The sequence below is a fragment of the Actinoallomurus iriomotensis genome (genome assembly GCF_030269445.1).
Classification (GTDB): Bacteria; Actinomycetota; Actinomycetes; order Streptosporangiales; family Streptosporangiaceae; genus Actinoallomurus; species Actinoallomurus iriomotensis.
In genome coordinates this window covers 161,171-187,825 of the sequence record NZ_BSTJ01000008.1, presented here as the reverse complement: position 1 = coordinate 187,825, position 26,655 = coordinate 161,171, and the positions used below count along the sequence as shown (strand labels likewise).

Annotated in this window: 26 protein-coding genes; 9 read left to right on the top strand and 17 right to left on the bottom strand. The window is 69.8% G+C overall.

Annotation, left to right across the window (positions count from 1 at the left end):
- Position 1: 1 nt before the first annotated feature.
- The 4 genes from QSK37_RS30455 to QSK37_RS30440 form a co-directional block, all read right to left on the bottom strand.
- Entirely contained in the window at positions 2-922 is a 921-nt protein-coding gene (locus QSK37_RS30455; RefSeq protein WP_285627990.1) for a helix-turn-helix domain-containing protein, read from the bottom strand.
- 67 nt (positions 923-989) lie between these two features.
- On the bottom strand, positions 990-1,436 hold the full coding sequence (locus tag QSK37_RS30450; RefSeq protein ID WP_285627988.1) for a hypothetical protein: 447 nt from the start codon (positions 1,434-1,436) through the stop codon (positions 990-992).
- Positions 1,437-1,565: 129 nt separating this feature from the next.
- On the bottom strand, positions 1,566-3,017 hold the full coding sequence (locus tag QSK37_RS30445) for a glycosyltransferase family 39 protein (protein WP_285627986.1): 1,452 nt from the start codon (positions 3,015-3,017) through the stop codon (positions 1,566-1,568).
- Between the two features lie 118 nt (positions 3,018-3,135).
- Entirely contained in the window at positions 3,136-3,855 is a 720-nt protein-coding gene (locus tag QSK37_RS30440) for a TetR/AcrR family transcriptional regulator (RefSeq protein WP_285627984.1), read from the bottom strand.
- 209 nt (positions 3,856-4,064) lie between these two features.
- On the opposite strand from QSK37_RS30440, the gene QSK37_RS30435 reads away from it, so the two are divergent.
- From QSK37_RS30435 to QSK37_RS30425, 3 genes are read left to right on the top strand one after another with little or no spacing between them, the layout of a single operon-like run.
- Entirely contained in the window at positions 4,065-4,406 is a 342-nt protein-coding gene (locus tag QSK37_RS30435) for an ArsR/SmtB family transcription factor (protein WP_285580287.1), read from the top strand.
- A 3-nt stretch (positions 4,407-4,409) separates the two neighbouring features.
- Positions 4,410-4,916 carry an SRPBCC family protein gene (locus QSK37_RS30430; RefSeq protein ID WP_285627981.1) on the top strand — a complete coding sequence of 169 codons (507 nt, stop codon included), beginning with the start codon at positions 4,410-4,412 and terminating at the stop codon, positions 4,914-4,916.
- Positions 4,916-5,536 (top strand): dihydrofolate reductase family protein, encoded by a 621-nt coding sequence (locus tag QSK37_RS30425; protein ID WP_285627979.1) that lies wholly within the window; start codon positions 4,916-4,918, stop codon positions 5,534-5,536. Before QSK37_RS30430 ends, QSK37_RS30425 begins: the two co-directional genes overlap by 1 nt.
- Before the next feature lie 83 nt (positions 5,537-5,619).
- Here the strand turns inward: QSK37_RS30425 and QSK37_RS30420 are convergent, their stop codons facing one another.
- The 6 genes from QSK37_RS30420 to QSK37_RS30395 form a co-directional block, all read right to left on the bottom strand.
- Positions 5,620-6,606, bottom strand: coding sequence for a hypothetical protein (locus tag QSK37_RS30420; protein WP_285627977.1), 987 nt, complete (start codon positions 6,604-6,606; stop codon positions 5,620-5,622).
- Between the two features lie 188 nt (positions 6,607-6,794).
- Entirely contained in the window at positions 6,795-7,610 is an 816-nt protein-coding gene (locus QSK37_RS30415; protein ID WP_285627975.1) for a MerR family transcriptional regulator, read from the bottom strand.
- A gap of 24 nt (positions 7,611-7,634) precedes the next feature.
- Positions 7,635-8,441: an alpha/beta fold hydrolase gene (locus QSK37_RS30410; protein WP_285627973.1), complete on the bottom strand. Its 807-nt coding sequence runs from the start codon at positions 8,439-8,441 to the stop codon at positions 7,635-7,637.
- A 147-nt stretch (positions 8,442-8,588) separates the two neighbouring features.
- Positions 8,589-11,408, bottom strand: coding sequence for a vitamin B12-dependent ribonucleotide reductase (locus QSK37_RS30405; protein ID WP_285627972.1), 2,820 nt, complete (start codon positions 11,406-11,408; stop codon positions 8,589-8,591).
- Positions 11,409-11,481: 73 nt separating this feature from the next.
- The gene (gene nrdR, locus QSK37_RS30400) at positions 11,482-11,937 is read right to left on the bottom strand and encodes a transcriptional regulator NrdR (protein WP_285627969.1); all 456 of its coding nucleotides are present in this window, start codon (positions 11,935-11,937) and stop codon (positions 11,482-11,484) included.
- A 237-nt stretch (positions 11,938-12,174) separates the two neighbouring features.
- Complete coding sequence (locus tag QSK37_RS30395; RefSeq protein WP_285627967.1) at positions 12,175-12,558, bottom strand: LysM peptidoglycan-binding domain-containing protein; 384 nt, start codon at positions 12,556-12,558, stop codon at positions 12,175-12,177.
- A 198-nt stretch (positions 12,559-12,756) separates the two neighbouring features.
- On the opposite strand from QSK37_RS30395, the gene lexA reads away from it, so the two are divergent.
- Positions 12,757-13,455 carry a transcriptional repressor LexA gene (gene lexA / locus QSK37_RS30390; protein ID WP_285580305.1) on the top strand — a complete coding sequence of 233 codons (699 nt, stop codon included), beginning with the start codon at positions 12,757-12,759 and terminating at the stop codon, positions 13,453-13,455.
- A gap of 104 nt (positions 13,456-13,559) precedes the next feature.
- On the opposite strand, the gene leuS is transcribed toward lexA, so the two are convergent.
- A complete protein-coding gene (gene leuS / locus QSK37_RS30385; protein WP_285627964.1) occupies positions 13,560-16,025 on the bottom strand; it encodes a leucine--tRNA ligase in 2,466 nt (821 codons plus the stop codon).
- Positions 16,026-16,334: 309 nt separating this feature from the next.
- On the opposite strand from leuS, the gene QSK37_RS30380 reads away from it, so the two are divergent.
- From QSK37_RS30380 to QSK37_RS30370, 3 genes are read left to right on the top strand one after another with little or no spacing between them, the layout of a single operon-like run.
- Positions 16,335-16,925 carry a lytic polysaccharide monooxygenase auxiliary activity family 9 protein gene (locus QSK37_RS30380; RefSeq protein WP_285627962.1) on the top strand — a complete coding sequence of 197 codons (591 nt, stop codon included), beginning with the start codon at positions 16,335-16,337 and terminating at the stop codon, positions 16,923-16,925.
- A gap of 58 nt (positions 16,926-16,983) precedes the next feature.
- A complete protein-coding gene (locus tag QSK37_RS30375) occupies positions 16,984-18,525 on the top strand; it encodes a long-chain-fatty-acid--CoA ligase (protein ID WP_285627960.1) in 1,542 nt (513 codons plus the stop codon).
- A 19-nt stretch (positions 18,526-18,544) separates the two neighbouring features.
- On the top strand, positions 18,545-19,270 hold the full coding sequence (locus QSK37_RS30370; protein WP_285627957.1) for a hypothetical protein: 726 nt from the start codon (positions 18,545-18,547) through the stop codon (positions 19,268-19,270).
- 4 nt (positions 19,271-19,274) lie between these two features.
- On the opposite strand, the gene QSK37_RS30365 is transcribed toward QSK37_RS30370, so the two are convergent.
- The 4 genes from QSK37_RS30365 to QSK37_RS30350 form a co-directional block, all read right to left on the bottom strand.
- A complete protein-coding gene (locus QSK37_RS30365) occupies positions 19,275-20,528 on the bottom strand; it encodes a cytochrome P450 (RefSeq protein ID WP_285627954.1) in 1,254 nt (417 codons plus the stop codon).
- Between the two features lie 93 nt (positions 20,529-20,621).
- Positions 20,622-21,488 (bottom strand): alpha/beta fold hydrolase, encoded by an 867-nt coding sequence (locus QSK37_RS30360; RefSeq protein ID WP_285627951.1) that lies wholly within the window; start codon positions 21,486-21,488, stop codon positions 20,622-20,624.
- A 75-nt stretch (positions 21,489-21,563) separates the two neighbouring features.
- Positions 21,564-22,847 (bottom strand): class I SAM-dependent methyltransferase, encoded by a 1,284-nt coding sequence (locus tag QSK37_RS30355; RefSeq protein WP_285627949.1) that lies wholly within the window; start codon positions 22,845-22,847, stop codon positions 21,564-21,566.
- A gap of 2 nt (positions 22,848-22,849) precedes the next feature.
- Complete coding sequence (locus QSK37_RS30350; protein WP_285627946.1) at positions 22,850-24,214, bottom strand: FAD-binding oxidoreductase; 1,365 nt, start codon at positions 24,212-24,214, stop codon at positions 22,850-22,852.
- 85 nt (positions 24,215-24,299) lie between these two features.
- Between QSK37_RS30350 and QSK37_RS30345 the strand changes: the two genes are divergently transcribed.
- A complete protein-coding gene (locus QSK37_RS30345) occupies positions 24,300-24,893 on the top strand; it encodes a pyridoxamine 5'-phosphate oxidase family protein (protein ID WP_285627944.1) in 594 nt (197 codons plus the stop codon).
- Here the strand turns inward: QSK37_RS30345 and QSK37_RS30340 are convergent.
- Entirely contained in the window at positions 24,863-25,384 is a 522-nt protein-coding gene (locus QSK37_RS30340; protein ID WP_285627942.1) for a DUF1707 and DUF4870 domain-containing protein, read from the bottom strand. The two genes, QSK37_RS30345 and QSK37_RS30340, sit on opposite strands and share 31 nt — an antisense overlap.
- 98 nt (positions 25,385-25,482) lie before the next feature.
- Between QSK37_RS30340 and QSK37_RS30335 the strand changes: the two genes are divergently transcribed.
- Positions 25,483-25,992 carry a DinB family protein gene (locus QSK37_RS30335; protein ID WP_285627940.1) on the top strand — a complete coding sequence of 170 codons (510 nt, stop codon included), beginning with the start codon at positions 25,483-25,485 and terminating at the stop codon, positions 25,990-25,992.
- A 68-nt stretch (positions 25,993-26,060) separates the two neighbouring features.
- On the opposite strand, the gene QSK37_RS30330 is transcribed toward QSK37_RS30335, so the two are convergent.
- Positions 26,061-26,516: a MarR family winged helix-turn-helix transcriptional regulator gene (locus tag QSK37_RS30330; protein ID WP_285627938.1), complete on the bottom strand. Its 456-nt coding sequence runs from the start codon at positions 26,514-26,516 to the stop codon at positions 26,061-26,063.
- Between the last annotated feature and the right edge of the window lie 139 nt (positions 26,517-26,655).

Here is a 26,655-nt window from a genome sequence, read left to right as displayed (position 1 = left end):
GTCAGGCCCGAACGTCGCCGTGGGCGCGGAGGGCTGCGATCAGCCACTCGAAGCTCGGTACGGCCGCCGGCTGCGGCGGGTGGCCGTTGACGATCGCCAGGAGCTGCCAGTACCGCTCCACCCGGGCGTCGACGAACGTCTCGAGCTGCTCGAGTATCCGGGCGCGCTGCGCGGCCGTGGTGTCCGGGGCGACGATGCGGTCGAGTACGGTCCGGGCCTGAGCGGAGCCGGGTGCGACTCCCTCCGCCAACGCCCCGCCCGCGTGTTCCACGACCGCGTGGTGGTCCGGGCCGTACTCCAGTTCGTCGGCGCCCCGGCCGGCCACCGCCATGGCGCGCACCCGGCGTCGGAAGTCCTCGTCCGCGACGAGTTCGCCGAGCTCGATCCACGCGTCCACCTGTTCGGGCGCCGGGTCGTCCGGCAGGTCCGCGGGCAGCCGCCGCATGCTGTCGGCGATCCCCATCGCGGGGGCGTCGGGATCGACGCCCGCCACGACGTACTGGACGAAGTCATCGATGATCTGCTGCCGCTCCCGGGCGGACATCTGGGCCAGCTTGTGCATCAGCAACGTCTCCTCAATCGTGTTCGCGCGCTCGGCGACGGTGCTGAGCACCGCCCGGCGCAACCGCAGCGTCCTGATCTCCGCGTCCAGGGCGGCGACGTGCGCCGACGCCACCTCGCTCACGGTGACGCTCCTGGACAGGACCGCCTCCACCACGTCCAGCCCGAGCCCCAGTTCGCGGAGGGTACGGACCAGCTCCAGCCGGGCCACCGACCCGGCGTCGTAGAGGCGATAACCGCCCGCGGACCGGCCGGCCGGCGGAACCAGCCCCGCATCGGACCAGAACCGGATCGTCCGCGCCGGCAGCCCACACCTCTCGGCCAGCTGCCCGATCGTGAACAGCCCCGCGTTCGTGCTCATGAGGACGACTGTGCACCTTCCACCCGCTGGAACCTCAAGCCCGGCCCCCCGGCCGCGGATGGGGGCGTCAGACGCGCTTGCGGTGCCGGAACCATTCGGCGCGGAGCTCCTCGAACGGCTTGCGCAGAGACCCGGGCGTATTGGGCGGCGCCATGTCGTAGCCGGACAAACGAGACAGGAGGGGGTTGGCGCCCAGCCCGGGGTCGACGGCGTTGGTCGGGCACACGAGCGCCGAGCGGCCCACCCCATCGGACCAGACCCGCACCCGCCAGACCCGGAACCCGGGATGGACGGTCACACGCTCGATCTTCGTCCAGGGAATCCGGTGCCGCTTGAACGATGACACCAGTTCGACGCCGGAATCGTCCATGACCACGCGGCCGCGGAGTGCGGCGGCGATGAACACGGTCACGCCGAGAAGCAGCAGCACGAGGAGAAGCACGCCAAGACGCCGGCCGATCGAATGGTCCGGCAGATCGTCGGTGATGAGAAGCCACGCGACCTGGCCGCACATCGCGGCGAACGCCGCGACACCGAAGACCAGTAATCCGACCGTACGGCGACAACGAAGCGTACGAGGCTCTGACATGGCGGTGGATGTTAACGCATACCGACCCCGTCCCCCACAGAGCGGCCGTGTGTCCTAATCAAGGTGGCGTAGCCCCGGCCAGATCTGTGCCCAGTCGCCGTGTGGTCGCCGGCACAGGTAGATCGCCGCGTGTTGGGCGGTTTCCTCGTTCACGATGCCGCCGGGCATGGTGATGGGCTCGATCTCCTGCACGTCGGACCAGGACCGGCGCAGGTAGGCGGCGCGGAACTCGCCCACGCACAGCACGGTGTCCGGCGTCGTGCCCGAGGGCGGTCCCCACAGCAGGTAGCCGTTGTGTCCGCTGGATACGGGCAACCGCAGGCCCGCGTCCGGGCCGAGGACGGTCAGCGCCCCGGCTTCGCCGTAGTTGCTGGTGAAGATGCCGGCGCCGGGCGGAAGGGTCTTGGCCACCTCCGTGACCTGGCGGACGAAGGCGGGCCAGCCGTACGTCTCCACCGGCTGGGCGTTGACCGAGCGGAGCGCGTTCTCCGCGCGCAGCGGCAGCACGGGCAGGCCGATCAGCAGCGCGAACACCCCGGACATGGTGATCGCGACCGGCCACCGCCAGCGCGGCCGGGCGGCCGGGGTCGCGGCCCCGGTGGTTCGGGCTTCGACCCACACCCCACCGGCCGCGAACAATCCGATCAGGGCAGGCGCCGGGTAGTAGACCTTGCCACCGCTGGCGGTGAACACGACCACCGCGGTCGCCGCGACGACGAGCACCCATCGGTGGTCGCGGCCGGCGGCCGAACCCAGCCAGCGGATACCGAAGATCCACAACAGGACCAGCGGCGGGCCGGCCAGGACCAGCGCCAGCTCGGGAAGATGCGCCAGGGAGCCGAGGGGGCCGCCCTCCGAGGCCGAGAGCGTGGCGCCCATGCGGAACTGCGCCCACCCGTGCCGCGCGTTCCACACCACATTCGGCGCGACCATCAGCACCGCCAGGGCACCGGCCAGCCACGGCCCGGAAGTACGCAGCACGGCACGGTGAGACAGCAGCACCCCGACGGTGATGCCCAGCACCAGCACCCCGATGGTGTCCTTGTTCTCCAACCCGATTCCGGCCATCGCCCCGGCCGGCAGCCAGGCGCGCACCGTGCCCAGCCGTACGGCTCTTGCCGTCATGACGAACACGGCGGCCCAGGCCACCTGGTCGGTGACGGTCGTGCCGAACAGCAGCGCGGCGGCGACGAACGCGGGGCAGGCCGCGACCGCCGCGGCGGCGATGGTCTGGGCCCGAGCCCGGCCTCCGAACTCGGCGGCCAGGGCGGCGACCAGCAGGATGCAGCCCAGTTGAGCGGCGACCGCGAGCAGCCGCAGCGGCAGCACCCCGCCGGGCAGGTCGGCGGCCAGCCGCGCCAGCAGCGGCGTCAGCGGCGGCTGGTCCGGGTACCCCCAGGCCAGGTGCCGGCCGGAGATCACGTAGTAGAACTCGTCACGGTGCCAGCCGAACCGGGTCGCCACCGCCAGGTGTACGGCGCCGGCCACGGCCACCACGGCCAGCACCGGTCGCCACGCCAGTGGCGCTGCCCGCCTCGCGTCGGGCTCGCTCGAGCCGGACGCCGTTCGCGCGCCGGCCGGCGCGGATGCTGCACTCTCAGACACGGCTTCTCGTCTTTCCGGATCAGGTCGGTTCGGTGTCCACGTCCGGGGCGGGGAGGAACGCGGCGAGCAGGAGGTGGCGGACGGTTCGACGGCAGGCGTCGCCGTCGAGCATCGCCGAGTCCGGATCGTCGATTCGATGCCAGGCGAACCAGGCGACGGTCTCGGTGATGAAACGCGCCGCCGCCGGCACGTCGGGAACCGGGCGCAGTGCACCGGACTGGATGTGCCGGCGCAGGTAGTCGCCAAGAGTGGCCAGCAGCGTCCTACGACGCTGTATGAAGTAGTGCTGTGCGAGTTCCGGCAGGTCGGGGGCGCACCGCTCGATCAGGGCCAGCAGTCGCCGGTTGCGTTCGACGAACTCGTACAGCTCGTCGATGATGGCGCCGAACTCTTCGGCGACCGACTCGTGTCGCCGCCGTCCGTCGGCCGCCGCGGTCAACCGGGAGAAACCGCTGTGGTCGGCGGCCCCGGTGTCGACCACGGCCACGATCTCCTCCGGCGCCGGCGTGGCCACCGGAATCTCCAGGCCGGCCAGCGACTCCGGGCGGGCCAGGCGCAACAGAGCCAGGTACAGCAGAGCCGCCTTGCTCCTGGCGTAGGTGTACACCGCACCGTGGCTCATGTTGAGGGCCGCGGACACGTCGGAGATCCCGGCCCCTCGGTAGCCCTTGGCCATGAACACCCGCGCCGCCGCTTCGGCTATCTCCTCGACCGGCCGCGCCGGCACCCTACCTCGCACCCGCCCGATTATTGACTGACCAAGTCAGTCAGTCAAATGCCCTGATACGCCGGGTGAGACGTCCGGGGCCCCGGCTAGGTGGATCGACGCCGGCTTGGCCGCGGCCAAGCGGGTCACCGGCCGGGTCGTCGTCTACGTCGCCCCGCCACCGTTCCACCGTGACCGAACTCGGGGCTAACGCATTCCGATATGGGTATATGATTCCTGCCATGGCACGAGCAGCGACGACGTCGGACGTCTTCAACGCGATCGCCGAGCCGCAGCGCCGGGAGATCCTGGTGCTGCTGCGGGCGGGTGAACGGCCGGTGACCGAGTTGGCCCGGGAGCTGGGGATGACCCAGCCGGGGGCGTCCAAGCATCTGCGGGTGCTCCGGGAGGTGGGGCTGGTGCGGGACCGCAAGGCGGGCAAGCAGCGCCTGTACGGCCTTGACGCCCGCGGGCTGCGGCCGGTTCACGAGTGGACCGGCGGGTTCGAGCGGTTCTGGGACGAGAGCTTCGACCGGCTGGACGCGTACGTGCAGGACCTGAAGCAGGAAAGGCAGGAGGGGTAGCCGATGAGCGAGACAGGACGAGGAACGCCGGCGCAGTCCGCGACGGCCGACCGCGAGATCGTGATCTCCCGGGCCATCGACGCACCGCGGGAGCTGGTGTTCGAGGCGTTCACCGAGGTGCGGCACCTGTCGCGGTGGTGGGGGCCGGAGGGTTTCAGCACCACCACGCGGGCGTTCGAGTTCCGCGTCGGCGGGGTGTGGGACTTCGTGATGCACGGACCGGACGGGACGGACTACCAGGAATGGATCTCCTGGACCGAGATCACCCCGCCGGAGCGGATCGCGCTGCTGCACGGTGAGTCCCGCACCGACCCGAACGCCTTCGAGTCGGTCCTGACGTTCGCCTCCGAAGGCGCGGCGACCCGGATCGAGATGCGCACGGTGTTCCCCACTAAGGAGCTGCGCGACGAGGCTGCCGAGAATTACCACGCGATCGAGGCCGGCCGGCAGACCCTGAGCAGCCTGGCGGCCTACGTCACCGACCTCGCGCGGAAGGGAGTTGAGGGCTGATGGCCGGGAAGGTGTTCTTCAGCGTGTCGATGTCGCTGGACGGGTTCATCGCGCCCGGCTCGCTCGGGGAACTGATGGGGCGGCAGTGGATGGAACTGCAGCGGTGGATCTTCCCGCAGCGGTTCTTCCGGGAGAACCTGGGGCTTGGCGAGGGCGGCGAGGAGGGGCGCGACAACGACATCGTGCGGGAGACGTTCGAGCGCACCGGCGCGAGCGTGATGGGCAAGCGCATGTTCGACGCCGGCGAGCGGATGTGGCCGGAGGAGGCGCCGTTCCACACGCCGGTCTTCGTCGTGACGCACGAGAAGCGCGACCCCTGGGAGCGGCCGGGTGGAACCACATTCCACTTCGTCAACGACGGCATCGAGACGGCGCTCGACCAGGCCCGCGAGGCCGCCGGCGACCGTGACGTCCGCATCGCGGGCGGCGGCGCGACGATCCTGGAGTACGTGAACGCCGGCCTGATCGACGAGTTCACGATCGCGCTCTCGCCCGTGCTGTTCGGCTCCGGAATCCGCCTGTTCGAAGGCGTGGACGCGGGCCGCGTGGCCCTGGAGCCGGTCGGCGCGGAGCCGACGCGGCGGGTGACCCACCTGACCTACGCGGTCCGGGAGCGGTAACCGTCCCGACCCCGGCGGCAGAACCCGGAAAATCACGCAGGAGGGGAGCCGATGGATATCGGCTACCCTCCTGAGGCGGGCGCTCATGCCGAGGATGCGGTATGCCCCCGGAGCTTGATGGCGGCGATGAGAAGGGCCAAGCCGGCACCGATGCTCAGCGCATGCTCGATCACCGCGACAACGGGGTATTCGGCCGTCACGTAGTCGCCGGGTCGGATGACGGCCAGCGGAAGCTTCCAGCAGCTCCAGGCGAACAGCGACCCTGAGGCCGCGAATACCGACGTCATCGGAATCCACAGCGGCAGGCCGGCCGGACGTCGACGAGCGAACACCAGCATGTTCGAGCCGCCGATCAGGGCCCATAGTCCCGAGTTCACGTTCAACAGCCGCCCGTTGAGGTCCCACTGGTCGCGATGAGAGGGGTCCAGGCCGATCGTTCCGCCGAACCCCCAATACGACCAGAGCAAGCCCAGCATCACGGCCGCGAGCATCCCCGCCCAGGCCCATCGTGATGCGCTCAACCGGAGCTGTCCGACGCGCCCCAGGAAATGGTTCGGCCACCTCTCCCTCAGATAGATCGGAAGAGCCACGGCCAGCCCTACCGCCATCCCGGCGAAGCCGATGGCGATGAAGACCATCTCCCACCCTGGCACCGAGCCGGAACCACCGGACTGGTCGCCGCCTCGGTCGACGCCGGCCGCGTCCAGGACCGTACTGATCACCATGTAGGGCAGCATCGGAACCAGGAAGCCGGCGCCCACCCAGGAAATGAGGACCACGGGAAGCGCGGGCAGCCGCCGCCCCCATCGCTGGGCCAACGCCAGTCCCAGCATGACCCCGACCGCGGACATCCCCACGGTGACGGCGTTGAGCCCCACCCAGCCGGCGGTACCGGCGTCCGGCGGTCCATGCCCGACCAACGCGGCCGCGATCCAAATGACCTTGACCAACAGATAGAGCGACATGGTCAGCGCGGCCGCATGGCCCGCCAGCCTGCGTGCGGCGCTCCACCGCGCGCCGACGATGCCGGCGGACGGCCGCCCCTCCAGGCCGGATTTCACCTGCGTCATTCGACCCCACCTTTCGCACACCGATGCGCGACGTGGGCGATCCTTCCGCCGGCCACCCGCGCGCGGATCCCGCCGAGGGGCGAACATCTCTCAGGCGTCTCCCCACAACGCGCGGTCGCACGATCACCCGCTAGAGGGAGGACCCACCATTCGCGCTGAACAGCGCCCGTCGCACTGGTGGAGATCACTTATTCGAGCGTGCGCTGTTCGGACCGGTGTCTTCCTGCCGCACCCCGTGGGTCCACGCGCTCGAGCTTGGTCCAGCCGGTCCAGCCTCGCCTCTTCAGCAGCCCGATCAGCCGACGGGCCGGCGGCACGGTGTCGAACACCAGTGCGTCCATCAGGTTGGCCAACGGTGGGTCGATATCGACGTCGTCGACATAGTCCTCGCCCATCTCGTCGGCCATCCGCGTGATATAGGCGGCCAGCTCATCGGCAAGTTCCACCAGCCGTGGGTCGTCGGAGTTCCGATCGAGAGCCTGGCTCAGGGTGAGAAAGAAGTCGATGAGCCGCGGGTCGGCGATCTGCTCCCGCTTGCGCGCCATCCACTCCGGGACTCGCTCGGATGAGTGCGCGGCCAGCAGGATCCAGCCGTCGCGCTCGACCTCGACGATCCGCTCGTCGACCCCGAGCGCCCGCAGCCGGTCGAGATACCCGACCACCTCCGATGGCAGCGCCAGGCTGTCCCCGGCGGCGAGCCGGGCGATCCGTTTCCGGTGACGCTGCCGTTGCCGGATCTCCGCCCGCAGCCGCTCGTCGATGTCCGCGACCGCCGCGGCGAACTCCTCCTCGTCGGCCTGCAGCAGTTCTCGCACCCGCGCCAGCGGGATCCCGGCCTCGGCGAGGGTCCGGATCTTGATCAGCTCGATCACGGCGCCGGCACCGTACCTGCGGTAGCCGGAGTGGTCCCGCTCCGGCTCCGGCAGCAGTCCCTTGGCGTGGTAGTGCCGCACCGTGCGCACCGTCACCCCGGCGTACGATGCCAGCTCGCCGATGGTCAGCATCGCACCAGTCTCCTACGAGTGCGTTCAAGGAGCCGCCTGGCCGACTGCGCCTTGTGCACTCCGGATGATCTGGGCGATTTCCGGGCCATGGGTGAAGACCAGCCCGTGGTCGGCCTCGAGCCAGAACGTGGCGATGTGCGGCTGCTCGCGGACAAGCCGCTCGACGCCGGCACGCCAGTTCTGATTGAACCGTGGCGCATGCCCTTCGGCGCTGTCGCCGGCCATCGAGATCGACATGATCATGCTGATAGGCCGGTCGATCTTCCGGTACCGGTCGAGGATCCCTGACCGAACCGCATCGATCTCGACATTCAGGTCGAGAATCTCCTGGGCGGTGAGCAACACCTGACGCGCGGTGCCCCGCTCGGCCTCTTGCTGCGTCGCCATGTCCTCCCACATGGCGCGGAACTCCGGCAGGACGGCCTCGGTGATGAACGGTTCGGGCACCGGGTTCGCCCCGTCGATGAGAACAAGCCCCGCGACGCTGTCAGGATGCTCGGCGGCATAGTGCACGGCCAGGTCCGCGCCCAGCGAGTAGCCCACCAGCACGGGCGCCGTGTCCAGGTCGAGCCGCCCCAGCTCCGCCATCACGGCGACGAGATCGCTGAGGAACGCCTCGAAGGAGTAGCGGTCGGCGGCCGAGGCGAGGCCATGGCCCCGCAGGTCGAAGGTCACCACGTCGTGGTCGCGCCGCAGCAGCTCGGCCAGCTCGTGCAGGTCGGCCTGTGTCGAGTTCAGCCCAGGGCACAGGACCAACGGTCGCCCCCTGCCGCCGCGAGACACCGGGATCGTGACGCCGTCGTGGTGGATCGTGAAGTTGTTCGTGGTCATGCCGCCATGCTGAGAGATTGACCTTGCGTCAGGGTCAACCGCCACAGCGACACGACCTCCGCACACCCACCACTCACGCAGGAGGGGGAGCCGATGGACATCGACTCCCCCTCCTGACCTGCCATTCGCGCTGAGCAGCGCCCGTTGTCAGCTGCAGCCGCTGGTGGAGCCGCAGCCCTCGCAGACGTAGCAGCTGCCCGCAGGGCGCATCTTCGTGCCGCACGTGAGGCACAGCGGGGCGTCGGCGGTGCGGCCCTGGTGGCTCTCGATCAGCTCCGTCGAGGAGTGGGCCTCGGCGACGGCCGGGGCGGAGTTCTCCTGCTTCGGGCGCTCGACCGGGACCGACTGGGCCAGCGTCTCCTGGTCGACGTCATCCTCGGTGTGCAGGCTCGCCGGGTCCTGGCCGGCCGCCTGGGCGGCGCGCTCCTCGGCCGAGAAGATGCCCAGCTCGGCCCGCGTCTCGTACGGCAGGTGGTCGAGGGCGAGACGGCGGAAGATGTAGTCCATCATGGAGTTCGCCATGCGGATGTCCGGGTCGTCGGTCATGCCCGCAGGCTCGAACCGCATGTTGGTGAACTTGTCCACCCAGGTCTCCAGCGGCACGCCGTACTGGAGGCTGATGGAGATCGCCATGGAGAAGGCGTCCATGACGCCGGCCAGGGTCGAGCCCTGCTTGCCGAGCTTGAGGAACACCTCGCCGAGGCCGTTGTCCGGGTACGTCGAGGCGGTCATGTAGCCCTCGGCGCCGCCGACGGAGAAGCGCGTCACCGTGGCCGGGCGCCGCTTGGGCAGCCGCGTGCGCACCGGGCCGACCTCGACCGGGGCCGCGGCGGGCTCCGCCTTGTCCTCGGTCTTCTTCTTCGCCACGGACAGCGGCTGGCCGACCTTGCAGTTGTCGCGGTAGATCGCGAGCGCCTTGAGGCCGAGCTTCCAGCCCTGGAGGTAGACCTCCTCGATGTCCTCGATCGTCGCGCTCTCGGGGACGTTGACCGTCTTGCTGATGGCGCCGGACAGGAACGGCTGGGTGGCGGCCATCATCCGGACGTGGCCCATCGGGCTGATCGCGCGCTCGCCCATCGCGCAGTCGAACACCTCGTAGTGCTCCGGCCGCAGGCCCGGGGCGTCGACGACGTGACCGTGCTCGGCGATGTACTCCACGATCGCCTCGATCTGCTCCGGCTGGTAGCCGAGCTTCTTCAGCGCCCGCGGCACGGTGTTGTTCACGATCTGCATCGACCCGCCGCCGACGAGCTTCTTGAACTTCACCAGCGCGAGGTCGGGCTCGATGCCCGTCGTGTCGCAGTCCATCATCAGGCCGATCGTGCCGGTCGGCGCCAGCAGCGAGGCCTGGGCGTTGCGGTAGCCGTTCCTCTCGCCGACCTTGAGGCACTCCTGCCACTGCCGGGTCGCCTCGGCGTGGATGGCCTTGTCGATCGCGTCGAGGGTGCGGATCTGGTCGTTGGCCGCGGCGTGCTTGCGCATGACCCGCTTGTGGGCCTCGGCGTTGCGCGCGTAGCCGTCGTACGGGTCGACGACACCGGCCATCTCGGCGGAGCGGCGGTAGGCGACGCCGGTCATCAGCGAGGTGATCGCCGCGGCGAGCGAGCGGCCGCCCTCGGAGTCGTACGCGTGGCCGGTCGCCATCAGCAGCGCGCCGAGGTTGGCGTAGCCGATGCCGAGCTGGCGGTACGCCCGCGTGGTCTCACCGATCTTCTCGGTCGGGAAGTCGGCGAAGGTGATGGAGATGTCCATCGCCGTGATGACCAGCTCGGCGACCTTGACGAAGGCGTCGACGTCGAAGGTGTTGTCGTCGCGCAGGAACTTGAGCAGGTTGAGGCTGGCGAGGTTGCAGGAGGAGTTGTCCAGGCTCATGTACTCCGAGCACGGGTTGCTCGCCGTGATCCGGCCCGACTCGGGGTTCGTGTGCCAGTCGTTGATCGTGTCGTCGTACTGGATGCCGGGGTCGGCGCACTCCCAGGCCGCCTTGGCGATCTTGCGGAAGAGGCCCTTCGCGTCGACGGTGTCGATCACCTCGCCGGTCAGGCGGCCGCGCAGCCCGAAGGAGGACTGGGACTCGACGGCGCGCATGAACTCGTCGCTCACGCGCACGGAGTTGTTGGCGTTCTGGTACTGAACGCTGACGATGTCCTTGCCGCCGAGGTCCATGTCATAGCCGGCGTCGCGGAGCGCGCGGATCTTGTCCTCTTCCCGCGCCTTCGTCTCGATGAACTCCTCGACGTCGGGGTGGTCGACGTCGAGCACGACCATCTTGGCGGCCCGCCGGGTGGCGCCACCGGACTTGATCGTGCCCGCCGACGCGTCGGCGCCGCGCATGAACGAGACCGGGCCGCTGGCCGTGCCGCCGGAGGAGAGCAGTTCTTTGCTGGACCGGATGCGGGAGAGGTTGACACCCGAGCCCGAACCGCCCTTGAAGATCACACCCTCCTCCTTGTACCAGTCGAGGATCGACTCCATCGTGTCGTCCACCGACAGGATGAAACAGGCGCTGACCTGCTGCGGCGACGGCGTGCCCACGTTGAACCACACCGGCGAGTTGAAGCTGAACACCTGGTGGACCAGCGCGTGCGTCAGCTCGTGCTCGAAGATCTCGGCGTCTTCGTCGCTCGCGAAGTAGCCGTGCTTGCGGCCGGTCTCGGTGTAGACCCCGACGACCCGGTCGACCAGCTGCTTCAGGCTCCACTCACGCTGCGGCGTGCCGACGGCGCCGCGGAAGTACTTCGACGTGACGATGTTGGCCGCGTTGACCGACCAGGACTCGGGGAACTCCACGCCGCGCTGCTCGAAGTTGACCGAGCCGTCGCGCCAGTTGGTCATGACGACGTCGCGGCGCTCCCACCGGACCTCGTCGTACGGGTGAATGCCGGGCTTGGTGAAGATGCGGCGCATCTTCAACCCCTTACGGCCGCCCCTCCCGCGCCGTGTCTGGCCGCTCACGGTCTCCGTCATGACCTCCCCCTTCTCAGGCCGAACCGGCCCATTTCAAGGATTACCTCGTACAACACGCGATGGGGCGCCGGTGTTACCGGCCGCGTTCCGCCGCGCGAAGAGTCTCGATTTCCTTCTCGAAGTCGTCGATCGACTCGAACCCCCGGTAGACGGAGGCGAATCGCAGGTACGCGACCTCGTCCAGCTCACGCAGCGGCCCGAGGATGGCCAGCCCCACGTCGTGCGAACGCATCTCGGCGTTTCCGGTCGCCCGGATGGCCTCTTCGACGCGTTGCCCGAGCTTGGCCAGCGCGTCCTCCGTCACCGGGCGCCCCTGACAGGCCCGGCGCACCCCAGCGATGATCTTGTCGCGGGAGAACGGCTCGGTGACGCCGCTGCGCTTGGCGACCATCAGGAGTACGGTCTCCTGGGTCGTGAAGCGGCGACCGCACTCGGGGCACGACCGGCGCCGCCGGATCGCCGCGCCGTCTTCGGTGGAGCGGCTGTCGATCACCCTGCTGTCGGGGTTACGGCAGAACGGGCAGTGCACGATCCATCCCCTCCCCCCGGCGGGCGTTACGTCCTCGATTACAGCGACTTCACTGCGTGACCACAACCTGTGGTGAACTACATCCATGTAAGTACTAGATGTAGTGGTCTACCGTACGGCTCCACGAGGGCCTCCGCAACCTCGTCCGCCACATGAGCACGAAGACGCCGACGCCGTCACGGCGGCGTCGGCGTGTCGCGCCGCCGCCCCGCGAGGGCGCGGCGAGCGGCGAGCCCGTCAGCGCGCGGGGATGTAGATCTTCTGGCCCGGATTGACGACCGCGGTGGACAGGGCGTTGAGGTCGATCATGCGCTGGACCGTGACGCGGGGGTCGACCTCCGGCCGGGCGCGTACGGCGATGCCCCACAACGTGTCGCGCGGCCCCACGATCACCGACTCGCGCGCGACCGCCGGCCCCCTCTCGCCACCGGACGTGGCGCGGGCGCCGTGCCGCGCCCCCGTCCAGTAGCCGGCGAGGAGCGCCAGCGCCACGGCGCAGACCACGACGACCCGGCCGCGCCGGGTGAGCCGGAGAGGTGTGCCGGGATGAGCCCGACGCTCGCCCATGAGCCCTCCCTCGGGAGTGACCAGGCTCACGCGCCCATCGATTCGCTCGCTCATGTCGATCTCCCCTCTGCCGAGTCGAAAGAGATTTCGATCGAACATCTGTACGAGTTGTACCGCGAGAGCCGACGAATTTCCAGGACATCTTCGAACAGGTGTTTGATCATTTAGCGGGAAGGCGCTAACGTCCGTGTACAGGAACGAAATACCGGCGACAGCGCGTCACCGGAGCGCAGTCATCCAGCGGAGACATATATGAGCAAGGTTCGGGAAATGCCCGACGGCCCCCGCGACGAGTCGGGGCTCACGGCACGCCAGCGCAAGGTCCTGGAGGTGATTCGCGACTCCGTCCAGCGCCGCGGTTACCCTCCGTCGATGCGCGAGATCGGCGAGTCGGTCGGGCTGACGAGCACCTCCAGCGTGTCGCACCAACTGCGCGCGCTCCAGCGCAAGGGCTTCCTCCTGCGCGACCCCAACCGCCCGCGCGCCGTCGTGGTCCGCATGCCCGGCTCGGCGGCCGTGGCCACCGAGCCGGAGTCGTACGAGACGACCTCGGGGCAGGAGACGGCGACCCGCCCGGCGCCCGCCTACGTGCCTCTCGTGGGCCGTATCGCGGCCGGTGGCCCGATCCTGGCCGAGGAGGCCGTGGAGGACGTCTTCGCGCTGCCCAAGCAGCTCGTGGGCGAGGGCACGCACTTCCTGCTCAACGTCACCGGTGACTCGATGATCGAGGCCGCGATCGCCGACGGCGACTGGGTGGTCGTCCGCCAGCAGCCTGTGGCCGAGAACGGCGACATCGTCGCCGCCATGATCGACGGCGAGGCCACCGTCAAGACGCTGAAGCGCCGCGACGGCAAGGTCTGGCTGATGCCGCACAACCCGGCGTACGACCCGATCCCGGGCGACGACGCGACGATCCTCGGTCGGGTCGTCGCGGTGCTGCGCAAGATGTGACCGACGCGTCTCCGGACTGCGCGCGGTGAGGGCGCCCCTCGTGGGGTGCCCTCACCGCTTTTCGTGTCGCCTTTGCGGGTGTTCGTCCCGCCCGGGAGGCGGGGCTACGCCGGGACGATGTTGACGATCTTGGGGGCGCGGACGACGACCTTGCGGATGCCGCGGTCGCCGAGGGCGGCCTGGATCTTCTCCGAGGCCAGCGCCAGCCGCTCCAGCTCCGTCTCGCCGATCTCCGGGGAGACCTCCAGCCGGTCGCGGACCTTGCCCGCCACCTGGACCACGCAGGTCACCGACTCCTGGACCAGCAGCGCCGGCTCGGCGGCCGGCCAGCCGGCCTTGGCCACGGACCCGTCCCGGCCCAGGCGCTCCCACATCTCCTCCGCGGTGTAGGGCGCCACCAGCGACAGCATCACCGCCAGCGTCTCGGCCGCCTCGCGCACGGCGGGATCGGCCGGGCCCGCCCCGGAGTCGATCACCCGCCGGGAGGCGGAGGTCAGCTCCATCATGCGAGCCACCGCGACGTTGTAGCGATGCGCCTCGACCAGCCGGGTGACCTCGTCGATCGTCCGGTGGGTCACCTTGCGCAGCTCGACGTCGCCCGAGGCCGGCCCGGCGCCCGGCGCCGACGTCACGTCGGCGGCGACCCGGTGCGCGCGGGCCAGGAACTTCACCGCGCCGGACGGCGACACGTCGGCCCAGTCGATGTCGTCCTCCGGCGGCCCGGAGAAGATCATCGTCAGGCGTACCGCGTCGACGCCGTACTCGGAGATCTGCTCGCCCAGGTCGACCAGGTTGCCGGTCGTCTTGGACATCGCGGAACCGTTGAGGATCACCTGGCCCTGGTTGACCAGCCGGGTGAACGGCTCGACGCAGTCCAGCATGCCCATGTCGTACAGCACCTTGGTGAAGAACCGGCTGTACAGCAGGTGCAGGATCGCGTGCTCGACACCGCCGGTGTACTGGTCGACCGGCATCCACCGGCGCGCCTTCTCCACGTCGAACGGGCCGTCGGTGTAGCCCGGCGAGCAGTAGCGCACGAAGTACCACGAGGAGTCGACGAAGGTGTCCATCGTGTCGGTGTCGCGCTTGGCCGCGCCGCCGCACTTGGGGCACGCGACGTTGACCCAGTCGGCGGCGGCCGCCAGCGGCGACACGCCCCGGGGCGCCAGGTCGGCGCCGCGCAGGTCGTCCGGCAGGCGCACCGGCAGCTGGTCGTCGGGGACCGGGACCTCGCCGCAGGCCTCGCAGTGGATGATCGGGATCGGCGTGCCCCAGAAGCGCTGCCGGGAGATCAGCCAGTCGCGCAGGCGGTAGTTGACGGCCGCCTTGCCCAGCCCGCGCTCCTCCAGGATCTCGGTGATCCGCGGGATCGCGGCGCCCTTGGTCAGGCCGTCCAGCGGACCGGAGTTGACCAGCTCGCCCTCGCCGGGGGTCGCGACGCCGGACTCGGCCGGGTCGGCCTCGCCGGTGTGCACGACGACCCGCACCGGCAGGTCGAACTTGAGCGCGAAGTCCAGGTCGCGCTGGTCGTGCGCGGGGACCGCCATGATCGCGCCGTGGCCGTACTCCGCCAGGACGTAGTCCGAGGCCCACACGGGCATGCGCTCGCCGTTGACCGGGTTGATCGCGTAGCGCCCCAGGAAGACGCCGGTCTTCTCGCGGTCGGCGGACAGCCGCTCGACCTCCGACTCGCGCGCCACCGCCTGGCGGTACGCCTCGAACTCGGCCCGCTGCCCGGCCGAGCAGATCTCGTCGGCCAGCGGCGCGTCGGCGGCCACCACGAAGAACGTCGCGCCGAACAGCGTGTCGGGCCGGGTCGTGTAGACGGTGACCGGCTCGTCGCGGCCCTCGATCTGGAACGCGACGTCGGCGCCCTCGGACCGGCCGATCCAGTTGCGCTGCATCGTCAGCACGCGCTCGGGCCAGTCGAGGCCGTCCATGTCGGCCAGCAGCCGGTCGGCGTACTCAGTGATCTTGAAGTACCACTGGGTCAGCAGGCGCTTCTCCACCAGGGCGCCGCAGCGCTCGCAGTGGCCGGCGATGACCTGCTCGTTGGCCAGCACGGTCTGGTCGTTGGGACACCAGTTGACCCGGCCGCCCCGGCGATAGGCCAGGCCGCGCTCGTAGAAGCGCAGGAACAGCCACTGGTTCCAGCGGTAGTACTCCGGGTCGGAGGTGTGCAGCCGGCGCGACCAGTCGAAGGAGATCGCGTAGCGGTGGAACGACTCGGCCTGCGTGTCGATGTTGGCGTAGGTCCATTCCGCCGGGTGGGAGTCGCGCTTGATCGCGGCGTTCTCGGCGGGCAGGCCGAAGGAGTCCCAGCCGATGGGGTGCAGGACGTTGAAGCCGTGCTGGTTCCAGTAGCGGGCGCTCACGTCGCCGATGGCGTACGCCTCGGCGTGACCCATGTGGAGGTCGCCGGAGGGGTAGGGGAACATGTCCAGCGCGTACTTGCGAGGCCGCTCATCGCCCGGGTCCTCGCTCGCGGTGAAGGGCTTCAGCTCCTCCCACCGGGCCTGCCATTTCTCCTGAATCGCCCGTGGGTCAAAGTTCTCGTCGGCGCCAGTCATCGTTCCTCGTCTGAGATTCGCACGGCTTCGGCTCATCGAAAATGTGCCCCTTGGAAAGCCTCTCCGCATGGAAAGGCCCCTCGCGCAAGGAGGGGCTGCCGCGTCGACCGATCGGTTACGTCAACGCGGCCGGCTAAGGAGCAGCCGAGAGCACATATCCCAAGACTAGCGCAGACGCAAGCAAGAACCGTCGGGCTTTACGCCGTGGAGGTGACGCCGCCCTCCCTCACGGGCCACCTTACTTTTAGGAAGGTTTCCAGTAAATTCACGGACAGGGTCCCCGCCAGGACTCCCGTCCGAGGAGGTCACATGCACGGAAAGCTCGCCCTGGCCGTCGCCGGCGCCGCGGCCGTCGCGGTCCCCCTGCTCACCGCCACCCCCGCGTTCGCCCACGGCTACACCACCTCACCGCCCAGCCGCAGCTACCGCTGCGCCCAGCACCAGGTCACCGACTGCGGCGCGATCCAGTACGAGCCGCAGAGCGTGGAGGGCCCCAAGGGCTTCCCGCAGGCCGGCCCGGCGGACGGTCACATCTGCAGCGCGAATCACACGGAGTTCGCCCAGCTCGACGACCCGCGCGGCGGCGCCTGGCCGGCCGCGTCGATGACGAGCGGCGCCTCGTACAACTTCTCGTGGACCTTCACCGCCATCCACGCGACCACGTCGTTCCGCTACTTCATCACCAAGACCACCTACGACCCCACCCAGCCGCTGACCCGGGCCGCCCTGGAGTCCACGCCGTTCCTGCAGGTGAACTACGGCGGTCAGCGGCCGCCGAACCCGGTCACCCACACCGGCACGCCGCCGGCCCGGCACGGCCGGCAGCTGATCCTCGCCGTCTGGGACATCGCCGACACCGGAAACGCCTTCTACTCCTGCGCCGACGTCATCTTCAGCTGACAGCTCCGCTGCGATATCAATGGGAACCTTCCCATCGATATCGCAGCAGGAGACGCCGATGCTCAACCTCTCGGTCGTTCTGGACGACGCCGCACGCGACAACCCCGACCACGAGGCACTGGTCTTCGGCGACATGCGCCTGTCGTACGCGTTCGTGAACCAGGTGGCGAACCAGGTCGCGAACCTCCTGCGCGACCGCGGCGTCCGGCCGGGCGACAAGGTGGCGCTCGCCTGCCCCAACCTGCCGTACTTCCCGATGGTCTACTTCGGGATCCTCAAGGCGGGCGCCGTGGTCGTGCCGCTCAACGTCCTGCTGAAGCGGCGGGAGATCGCCTACCACCTGGAGGACTCCGGGGCGAAGGCGCTGTTCTGCTTCGAGGGCACGCCGGAGCTGCCGCTGGGCGAGGCCGGCTGGGGCGCGTTCGGCGACGTGCCGGACTGTGAGCACTTCTTCCTGCTGCCCGCCACTCCCCTGGCGACCGAGGTGCCGTACGGCGAGTCGATCTGGGCGGCGCTCGCCGGGCAGCCGCAGGAGTTCGAGACCGCGCGGACCGACGCCACCGACACGGCGGTGATCCTCTACACGAGCGGCACGACCGGCCGGCCCAAGGGCGCCGAGCTCACCCACCAGAACATGCTGCTCAACGCCATGGTCTGCGACAGCATGTTCGAGACGGCCGGCGACGACGTCTTCCTGGCCGCGCTCCCGCTGTTCCACGCGTTCGGCCAGTCGGTGGTGCTCAACACCGGCTTCCTGCGGCACGCCACGGTCGTGCTGATGGCGCGCTTCGAGGCGGGCGCCGCGCTCGACCTCATGCTGGCGGAGAAGGTCACGTTCTTCGCCGGGGTGCCCACGATGTACTGGGGCCTGCTCACGCACGAGGGCGGGCACACGCGAGAGGAGATCGAGCGGATCGCCGCGTCCCTCTCGACGGCGTCGAGCGGCGGGGCCGCGCTGCCGCTGGAGGTCCTGAAGGGATTCGCCGAGCGCTTCGGGGTGAACGTCCTGGAGGGGTACGGCCTGTCGGAGACCTCCCCCGTCGCCTGCTTCAACCGGCCCGACCGCCCGGCCCGCGCGGGCTCGATCGGGCGGCCGATCTGGGGCGTGGAGATGAAGCTCGTCGATGACGAGTGGAAGGACGTGAGCGACGGGCCGGGTGAGATCGCGGTCCGCGGGCACTGCGTGATGAAGGGATACCTCCGGCGTCCGGAGGCCACCGCCGAGGTGCTGCGCGACGGCTGGTTCCGCACCGGCGACATCGCCCGGCGCGACGAGGACGGCTTCTACTACATCATCGACCGCTCCAAGGACATGATCATCCGGGGCGGGTTCAACGTGTATCCGCGGGAGGTCGAGGAGGTGCTGATGACGCATCCCGACGTCTCGCTCGCAGCCGTCGTCGGCGTTCCGCACGACACCCACGGCGAGGAGGTCAAGGCGTACGTCATCCCGGTGCACGGCGCCACGGTCAGCGAGGACGCGCTGGTCGCGTGGGCGAAGGAGAACCTCGCGAACTACAAGTACCCCCGCGTCGTGGAGTTCCGCGACGAGCTGCCGATGACCGCGACCGGGAAGATCCTCAAGCGAGAGCTTCGTTAATTCCGTACGCTTACGACCCGTGAAGACGCTGATTGCCGCCGCTGCCGCTTTCGTCCTAGTGGTGGCGGCGGCGATCGTGTTTCTGCTCAATCGCCACACCGACAGCGGCCCGGACGCCTTCCCCGGGGCCTATCCGCTGGTCACCGCCAACCCCACGGGCGTGCCCGCGTTGACGTGGCGGCCCACCGGCACGCCGGCCGGCCCGCTGCCGACCTTCCCCGGCGCCGGATCACGCACGGCCGGGACGATCACCGACCGGCAGAGCGGGATCTCCTACGCCCTGCTGGGGCCGCCCTGGGCGCGGCTCACCTCCCGGCTGAGCGTGAACCACACCTCCGGCGAGGAGGTGAACAGCAGGCGCAAGGACTACAAGCACTTCTGGTACGCCGCCGTCTACGTCGGCCCGCTCGACCCGAAGCTCGCCGTCGCCGGTTCGCAGCGGCTGCGCGCCGCCGCCGAGCTCACCGGCAAGGAGTTCGTCGACGAGCTGTACAGCGACAACGGTCAGCGGAAGGACCTGGCCGGCGCCGCGATGACGGTCGACCACCGCAACGCCTGGGTCACCGCGTTCCGGATGACCCACACGGCGAGCGACCGGGTGCAGAAGGGCCAGACGGAGGTCATCGTCGCCGTCGACACCGGCCGCCGGATGCCCGCGATCGTGGAGATCACGATCCCGAGCAACCAGCCGAACCTCCTGCCCGACATCAACCACGTGGTCCGTTCGCTCCACGTGGTGCGCTGAGGCTCTACAGCTCGTACTGCAGGCGCTTGATGCCGTTGATGAAGCTCGACAGCAGGCGGTCCGGCGGCGCGGTCGAGCGGATGCCCGGCACGTGGCGGAACAGCTCCCGGAACATCACGCCGATCTCGCGCCGGGCCAGGTGGGCGCCCAGGCAGAAGTGCGGGCCGGGGCCGCCGAAGCCGATGTGCGGGTTCGGGTCGCGGGTGATGTCGAACTTGTCCGGATCGGCGAACACCGACTCGTCGCGGTTGCCGGACCAGTAGTAGAGCAGGAGCTTGTCGCCCGCCTTGAACTCCTGCCCGTTCAGCTCGGTGTCGCGCGTCGCCGTACGGCGCATCCAGATCACCGGCGAGGCGTAGCGGACGATCTCCTCGACCGCGCCGGGCAGACGGGCCTCGAAGTCGGCCAGCAGCAGCTCCCGCTGGTCGGGGTGGACGGTGAACAGCTTGAGCCCGTGCGCGATCGCGTTGCGGGTCGTCTCGTTGCCCGCCACGACGAGCAGGATGAAGAAGGAGCCGAGCTCCTGGTCGGTCAGTGACTCGCCGTCGATGTTGGCGGTGACGAGCGCGGACACGAGGTCGTCGGAGGGGTTCTCGCGCCGGTGCCGGCCGAGCTCCTCGACCAGGTCCTTCAGCGTCTGGCCGGCCTGGAGCAGCTTGAGGGCGTACTCCTCGTCGTTCTCGGGGAGGAACTCCGCGTCGCCGCCGCCGAGGATGATGTTGGAGTTGTCGAAGACGGTCTTGTAACCGCTCTCGGGGATCCCCATCATGTCGCAGATGATCTTGAGCGGGAGCCGCGCGGCCACGTCGGCGACGAAGTCGCCGGAGCCCTTCGCGGTGATCTCCTCGATGATCTGGTCCGCGACCGCCTGCACCTGGTCCTCGAAGCGCTGGATCATGCGGGGCGAGAAGGCGCGGGAGACGATGCGGCGGATCTTGGCGTGCCGCGGGTCGTCCATGTTGATCATGGAGCCGAAGTACTCGTTGAGATCCGGCGGCATGTCCGTGATGTTGATGGCGCCGTTGCCCGAGCAGAAGTCCTGCGGGCGGCGGGAGGCCTCCACGATGTCGGCGTGCCTCACCAGCGCGTAGTAGCCCGGGCCCGTCGGCATGATCGACTGCTCCGGCTCGCGGAAGAACGCCGGGCGCGGCAGCTGCCGCAGCGCGCGGAAGGCCTCGTGCCGCTCGCTCAGCGGGCGGGCCCAGAAGGCCCAGTCGGTGAGGTCGATCTCCGACGGTTCGAGCGTGCCTGTGGTCACGGCCTGGTCAACTCCCCCAACTAGAATCACGTTCGGGTCTCATCCTGCCAAGCCGGAACGAGTCAGGACAAGGGCCTCACGAACATCCGTGGATCATGCGGCCAGCCACTCAACGACGAGCGTGTTGACGGCGTCGGGCCGCTCCAGGTGCACGAAGTGTCCTGCCCCGGGCAGGATCTCCGCACGCGAGCCCGGTGGCAGGTGCGCCGCGACGTCACCGGCCAGGGAGGCGGCGAGGCAGCCGTCGTCGCGGCCGTGCAGGTACAGAATCGGCCGGTCGCCGCGGGCGCCGGCGGACTCCTGCTCGGCGGCGTAGGCGGCCACGTGCCGGGACGGGTCGAACATCGCCGCGTAGTAGCCCATCGCCGCGTCGAGGTTGGCGGGCTCGCGCAGGCACGCCTTGACGTGCGTCAGGTCCTCGGCGGCGTCGTAGCCGGGCGACCAGTCCGCCCAGAGCCGGTCGAGGAAGGCCATGTCGTTCGCCGCGACGGCGGGCGCGCCGAGCGGTGTCTGCACCAGGAACATGTAGAACGAGCGCCGGAGCTGGTCGTAGTCGAAGAAACCCGAGGCGAGGGCGGAGATCGGCGGCACGGCCATGGCGACGGCGCGGCGCCAGCGCGAGGGCGCGTGCGCGGTCGCGGCGTACGTCGCCGCCGCGCCCCAGTCGTGGCCGATGAGCACGGCGTCCGCACCGCCGCCGAACGCCTCGTGCAGGGCGTTCGCGTCGGCGGCGAGCGCGCCCGTCTGGTACGCGCCGTCCGCCGGCACGCTCGTCGGAGCGTAGCCGCGCTGGAACGGCGCCACCGCGTGGTAGCCGGCGTCCGCCAGCGCGGGCAGCAGATGGCGCCACGTGTGGGCGGAGTCGGGGAAGCCGTGCAGGCACAGGGCGAGCGGGCCGCGGCCGGCCTCGAGGTACCCGAACGTCAGGCCGTTCGCCTCGACCGTCTGGATCACCGTCATGGCCGCGACGTTAGGCGCGCCGTACAGCGCTGTCCACGGCCGCCGGTGCGCTGGCACCGGCGGCCGGTGACGGGGTCAGCGCGGGAAGGGCGGCTCGAACGACGGGCGCAGCGGCATGCCCGAACGCCCGTCCTCGTGCAGCTTCACGCCCAGCACCTGGTGCAGCTGGATCCAGTTCAGCTCGAACCCGAGCCGCGAGCCGGCCATGTAGAGCCGCCAGACGCGTGCCGTGCCCTCGCCCACCTCGGCGACCGCCTCGTCCCAGTGGTCGTCGAGGTTGCGGCACCAGCCGGTGAGGGTCTTGGCGTAGTGCTCGCGGAGGTTCTCCTCGTGGCGTACCTCGAACCCGGCGTCGTGCATCCGCGAGACCAGGTGGCCCGGTCCCTCCAGCTCGCCGTCGGGGAAGACGTACCGGTTGATGAAGCCGTCCTTCTTCATCGCCGGGCCGGTGTCGTCGGGCCGGGTGATGCAGTGGTTCAGCAGCCGGCCGCCGGGCTCGAGCTTGCCGTACAGGAAGGAGAAGTAGGACTCCAGGTTGTCCTTGCCGATGTGCTCGGTGAGGCCGATCGAGCTGACCGCGTCGAAGCCGGTCTCGGTCACGTCGCGGTAGTCCAGGTGGCGGACCTCGGCCAGCTCGGACAGTCCGGCCTCGGCGATCGCCTTCTGCGCCCACTCGGCCTGCTGCTTGGACAGCGTGACGCCGAGCCCCTTGACGCCGTACTCACGCGCGGCGTGCATGACCATGCCGCCCCAGCCGCAGCCGACGTCGAGCAGCCGCATGCCCTTCTTGAGGTCCAGCTTGCGCGCGACCAGGTCGAACTTGTGGAACTGCGCCTGCTCCAGCGTCGCGTCCTCGGCAGGGAAGCACGCGCAGGTGTAGGCCATCGACGGTCCGAGCACCCATTCGTAGAAGGTGTTGGACACGTCGTAGTGGTGGGAGATGGCCTTCGCGTCGCGGCGCTTGGAGTGGCGCAGCCCCGTGAGGAACGGCAGCCGCTCGACGCGCACCTCCTGCGGCGGCGGTTCCAGGCGCTTCAGGGCGGCCGCGCGCAGCAGCGGGTCGCCGATGATGTTGCGCAGCAGTGTGCGCTTGTCCGCCCAGGACAGTTCGCCCATCGCCGACTGCATCCGGAACAGCGCCGTGTACATGTCGCCGGTGACGTCCAGATGGCCGGAGACGTACGCGCGGGCCAGCCCGATCGCACCGGGGGCGTGGGTCAGATATGAGATCGCGTACGGCGACTTGACGGTCACCGTCACGTCAGCGTCGGCCGGTCCGGCCGCGCTGTCGTCATAGGCCAGGAACCTCACCTGCGCGTCGCGGCCCACGACGCGCTCGAATACCTCCGCGAGCCTCATGTTCACCTACCTCGTACCGTTTTGTCGTAGAGATCCAGCAACCGCCCGCCAGGGTCGTACGTCTCCTTCAGCCGCTTGTAGGTATCCCCGTCGTAGTGGCGCCAGAAGTCATCGCGCGTGTAGTACGCGGTGGAGTACAGCGACTTGTGCCCCTCGAGACGGGCGACCTCGCGCTCGATCAGGCGGTTGTGGTGCTCGGGCAGGCGTCCGGGCGGGATCGGCACCGTGCCCCAGAAGCCGGCGTTGACGTACGTCCGTCCAGGTTCGAGCGGATACAGCGGCCAGCTCTCCTGTGCGCGCAGCGGGCAGAGCCACACCGGGCTCATGCGGACCTCGCGGCCGAAGAAGTCCAGGAACTCCGGGAGGCGCTCCGCCGGGACCTCGACGTCCTGGATGACGTCCTCGCGCGGAGGCCGGCCGAGCCAGCGGTCCACGCGGGCCGACGTCTGCGTGCGCTTGTCGAGGGCGACGAGGCGGCGGTAGACGTCCGAGCGCTTCTTGGCGTCGGGCCAGACGCGGCGCACCAGCGGGTTCTGCACGCCCAGCGCCCGCGAGCACCAGAACCAGTCGGTGTCCCAGCGCCACAGGTAGCCGTGGGTGGTGAGCACGTCGGTGGGCGCGGTGGAGGCGTTCAGCCAGTGGGGCCTGATGCTCCGGTCCTGGATCGACCGGTAGTAGATCTTCTGCCCGGTGTAGTCGGACACGTGGCGTGCGGTGTCGGCGAACCGGCCCAGCGTCAGGTAGAGCTCGTCGCCGCCGAAGACGACGCCGTCGACGAAGTCGTAGTCCGGCGCCAGCTTGTCGATGGCGTCCGTCAGCTCCCGCGCCGAGTCGAAGCGCACGTGCCACAGCTCGACGAACGGCTTCACCGGCTGGAGCCGGATCGTGAGGCGCAGCGTGTAGCCGAGCGTGCCGTAGGAGTTGGGGAAGCCGTAGAACAGGTCGCGGTGCTCGTTCTCACGCGTCGCGGTGACGATCTCGCCCGCGCCGGTGATGACCTCCATCTCCAGGACCGACTCGTGCGGCAGGCCGTGGTGGTAGGAGGAGGACTCGATGCCGAGGCCGGTGACCGCGCCGCCCAGCGTGATGGTCTTCAGCTGCGGGACGACGAGCGGCATCAGCCCGTGTGGCAGCGTCGCGTCGACCAGGTCCTCGTACGTCGTCATGCCCTGGACGTCGGCGGTGCGGCGCTCCGGGTCGACGCTGAGTACCCGGTTGAACCCGCCGACGTCGAGGCCGGGCGCGCCCGTCTCGTCGCGGAAGCGGAACAGGTTGGAGGTCCGCTTCGCCAGGCGTACCGGCGTTCCCTCAGGGATCGAGCGGTAGGACTCCAGGAGTTTTTCGGTTGCCGCACGGTGACCAGTCACCCAGAGATCGTCTCATCCCGCGCGCTCCCGTCGAAGACCGGCCGCGTGTAATGTCCGAGTTGTCGTCGCGCATGGGGGTGTGGCAGTGGCAAAGCTCTTCGAGGCCATCGACCAACGACTACGAGAGTTCATCGAGGCCCAGCCGATGTTCTTCGTCGCGACCGCGCCGCACGAGGGCGGCCACGTCAACGTCTCCCCAAAGGGCTACCAGGACACCTTCTCGGTGCTCGACGAGCGGACGGTGGCCTACCTCGACCTGTACGGCAGCGGCGCGGAGACCATCGCCCACCTGCGCGACAACGGGCGCATCACCGTGATGTTCTGCTCGTTCGCGCGGCAGCCGAAGATCCTGCGGCTGTACGGCACGGGGCGCGTCGTCCGGCCGGACGACGACGAGTGGGACGCGCTCGCCGGCCGCTTCGGCGACGGTCACGCGGGCACCCGGGCGATCGTGGTGGTCGACGTCGAGCGCGTGGCCGACTCCTGCGGGTACTCCGTGCCGATCATGGAGGTCGTCGGCGAGCGTTCCCTCCTCGACGACCAGCACCGGCGCCGCCCGGCCGAGCAGTGGCCGGCCCGCGTGCTGCGCAACGCCGAGAGCATCGACGGGCTGCCCGCGCTCGAACCCGACCATCCGGCGCCGCCCGGTCAGCGCGCGATGCGGAGCGTGAACGGGTAGCGGAACGGCGTGCCGGCCAGCGCCAGGAACGCGGCGACCAGCGCGACCGCCCAGGCGACGGCGTAGGCGACCGCGCCGACGCCGAGCGTCACCACCGTGACCGCCAGCAGCGTGAGCTGGAAGTTCAGCGACGCGGCGATGTGGTGACGCACGTACGGCGAGCGCCGGGCGCGCGTGCACATCATCACCATCGGGCCGACGAACAGCGTCACGATGCCGAGCACGTGGGCGAGCGCGGCGAGCAGGCGCTGCTCTGCGGTGGGATCCGGCAGCGCGACCGGCGCGGGTACGGGCGCGGGCGGCGGCGCCAGGTCCGACAGCACCGAGGCGAGGTCGTCGCGGGTCTTGGCGGTCATGGCGAGATGCAGCCGCAGGTCGAGCTCGGCCTTGTCGAGCCGCCCCTCGGCGTACGCCTGCTGGAGCCGTTCGACGGCCGGCTCGCGTTCGTCGTGGGAGACGCGCAGCGTTCCGGGGTGCACGGGAGTGGTCATGTCCCGATCCTGCGCGCACGCGGGGGTGGAGACCATCGGGGATTCCCCCGACTCACCCCTGAGGCCATCCCCCATACGGTCTCTCTAAGCTGGGGCCGGTGACCACCGAACGCCCCGACGTGCCGCTGCTCGCCGACGAGCGCACGATGCTCCGCGCCCACCTCGACTTCCACCGCGCCACCCTCGCCTGGAAGTGCGACGGCCTGGACGACGACGACCTGCGCGAGCGGGCGTCGGAACCCTCGGCGCTCTCCCTGCTCGGGCTGGTGCGCCACATGGCCGAGGTGGAGCGCACCTGGTTCCGCAAGACCGTGAACGGCGAGCACGACCTGCCCAACGTCTGGTCCCACGCCGACGACTACCAGACCGCCTACGACCCGTCCGGCTGCACCCGCGAGGAGGCCTTCGCCGCCTGGCGGGCCGAGGTGGAGCACGCCCGCCGCGTCGAACGCGCGGCCCCGTCGCTCGATCTGGTCGTCCGCCAGCCCCGCTGGGACGAGGACGTCTCGCTCCGCTTCGTCATGCTGCACCTGATCCACGAGTACGCGCGGCACAACGGCCACGCCGACCTCATCCGGGAGGCGGTCGACGGCACCGTGGGCGCGTGACGCCGCCCCGGCATTGACACCACGCCCACGATCACTGACAACGAGCTACGCCCTTGGTCGGATCAGCGTCATGCGTCGGCGAGTCGCGACACCAGGTTGATGAGCTGACGCCGCTGGGCGGCCGTCAGCGGCGCCAGGAACTCGTCCTGAACGCCGTCGATGACTTCGTCGAGCTCGAGAAGCCGTTCGGCGCCCTTCGCTGTGATCGTGACGATGTTCCGGCGCTTGTGCTCGGGATCGACGGAGCGCTCGACCAGGTCGCGTGACTCGAGTTCGGCCAGGGCAGCGGTCACATCGCTGCGATCGATCGCGGTCTTCCGGCCGAGCTCGGCCTGACTCGCGGGTCCCCACTCCTCCAGCGCGGCGAGGAGCCGGTAGTGGTAACTGCGCAGTCCGCCGCCATGGGCCTCGAAACCGGCGCTGAGCAGCCGTGAGGAGCGTGTGTGCGCTCGACTGACCAGCCAGGTCGCGCGTCCTTGGAGCCGGGTGAGATCGGCGCCGGTGTCGTGGCGAGGCGTGGGCACGTGTCAAGCGTAACAGTTGTGGGTCACACCAACACCCGATATGTTGGCCCGACCAATACTCCCCATGCCCGACGCCGTCGCGCGGCTGGTGCCGACATCGGTCACCGACAACCGACTTCCCCGGGTCAGCCAGGTCACG

Excerpts from the sequence above, each read along its gene's own strand:
- QSK37_RS30425 (WP_285627979.1), top strand. The coding sequence starts at position 4,916 with ATGGCCGGGAAGGTGTTCTTCAGCGTGTCGATGTCGCTGGACGGGTTC.
- QSK37_RS30355 (WP_285627949.1), bottom strand. The coding sequence starts at position 22,847 with ATGAGGCTCGCGGAGGTATTCGAGCGCGTCGTGGGCCGCGACGCGCAG.
- QSK37_RS30410 (WP_285627973.1), bottom strand. The coding sequence starts at position 8,441 with ATGACCACGAACAACTTCACGATCCACCACGACGGCGTCACGATCCCG.
- QSK37_RS30435 (WP_285580287.1), top strand. The coding sequence starts at position 4,065 with ATGGCACGAGCAGCGACGACGTCGGACGTCTTCAACGCGATCGCCGAG.
- QSK37_RS30375 (WP_285627960.1), top strand. The coding sequence starts at position 16,984 with ATGCTCAACCTCTCGGTCGTTCTGGACGACGCCGCACGCGACAACCCC.
- QSK37_RS30455 (WP_285627990.1), bottom strand. The coding sequence starts at position 922 with ATGAGCACGAACGCGGGGCTGTTCACGATCGGGCAGCTGGCCGAGAGG.
- QSK37_RS30340 (WP_285627942.1), bottom strand. The coding sequence starts at position 25,384 with ATGACCACTCCCGTGCACCCCGGAACGCTGCGCGTCTCCCACGACGAA.
- QSK37_RS30360 (WP_285627951.1), bottom strand. The coding sequence starts at position 21,488 with ATGACGGTGATCCAGACGGTCGAGGCGAACGGCCTGACGTTCGGGTAC.
- leuS (WP_285627964.1), bottom strand. The coding sequence starts at position 16,025 with ATGACTGGCGCCGACGAGAACTTTGACCCACGGGCGATTCAGGAGAAA.
- lexA (WP_285580305.1), top strand. The coding sequence starts at position 12,757 with ATGAGCAAGGTTCGGGAAATGCCCGACGGCCCCCGCGACGAGTCGGGG.
- QSK37_RS30420 (WP_285627977.1), bottom strand. The coding sequence starts at position 6,606 with ATGACGCAGGTGAAATCCGGCCTGGAGGGGCGGCCGTCCGCCGGCATC.
- QSK37_RS30450 (WP_285627988.1), bottom strand. The coding sequence starts at position 1,436 with ATGTGCGGCCAGGTCGCGTGGCTTCTCATCACCGACGATCTGCCGGAC.
- QSK37_RS30430 (WP_285627981.1), top strand. The coding sequence starts at position 4,410 with ATGAGCGAGACAGGACGAGGAACGCCGGCGCAGTCCGCGACGGCCGAC.
- QSK37_RS30405 (WP_285627972.1), bottom strand. The coding sequence starts at position 11,408 with ATGACGGAGACCGTGAGCGGCCAGACACGGCGCGGGAGGGGCGGCCGT.
- QSK37_RS30395 (WP_285627967.1), bottom strand. The coding sequence starts at position 12,558 with ATGAGCGAGCGAATCGATGGGCGCGTGAGCCTGGTCACTCCCGAGGGA.
- QSK37_RS30380 (WP_285627962.1), top strand. The coding sequence starts at position 16,335 with ATGCACGGAAAGCTCGCCCTGGCCGTCGCCGGCGCCGCGGCCGTCGCG.
- QSK37_RS30415 (WP_285627975.1), bottom strand. The coding sequence starts at position 7,610 with ATGCTGACCATCGGCGAGCTGGCATCGTACGCCGGGGTGACGGTGCGC.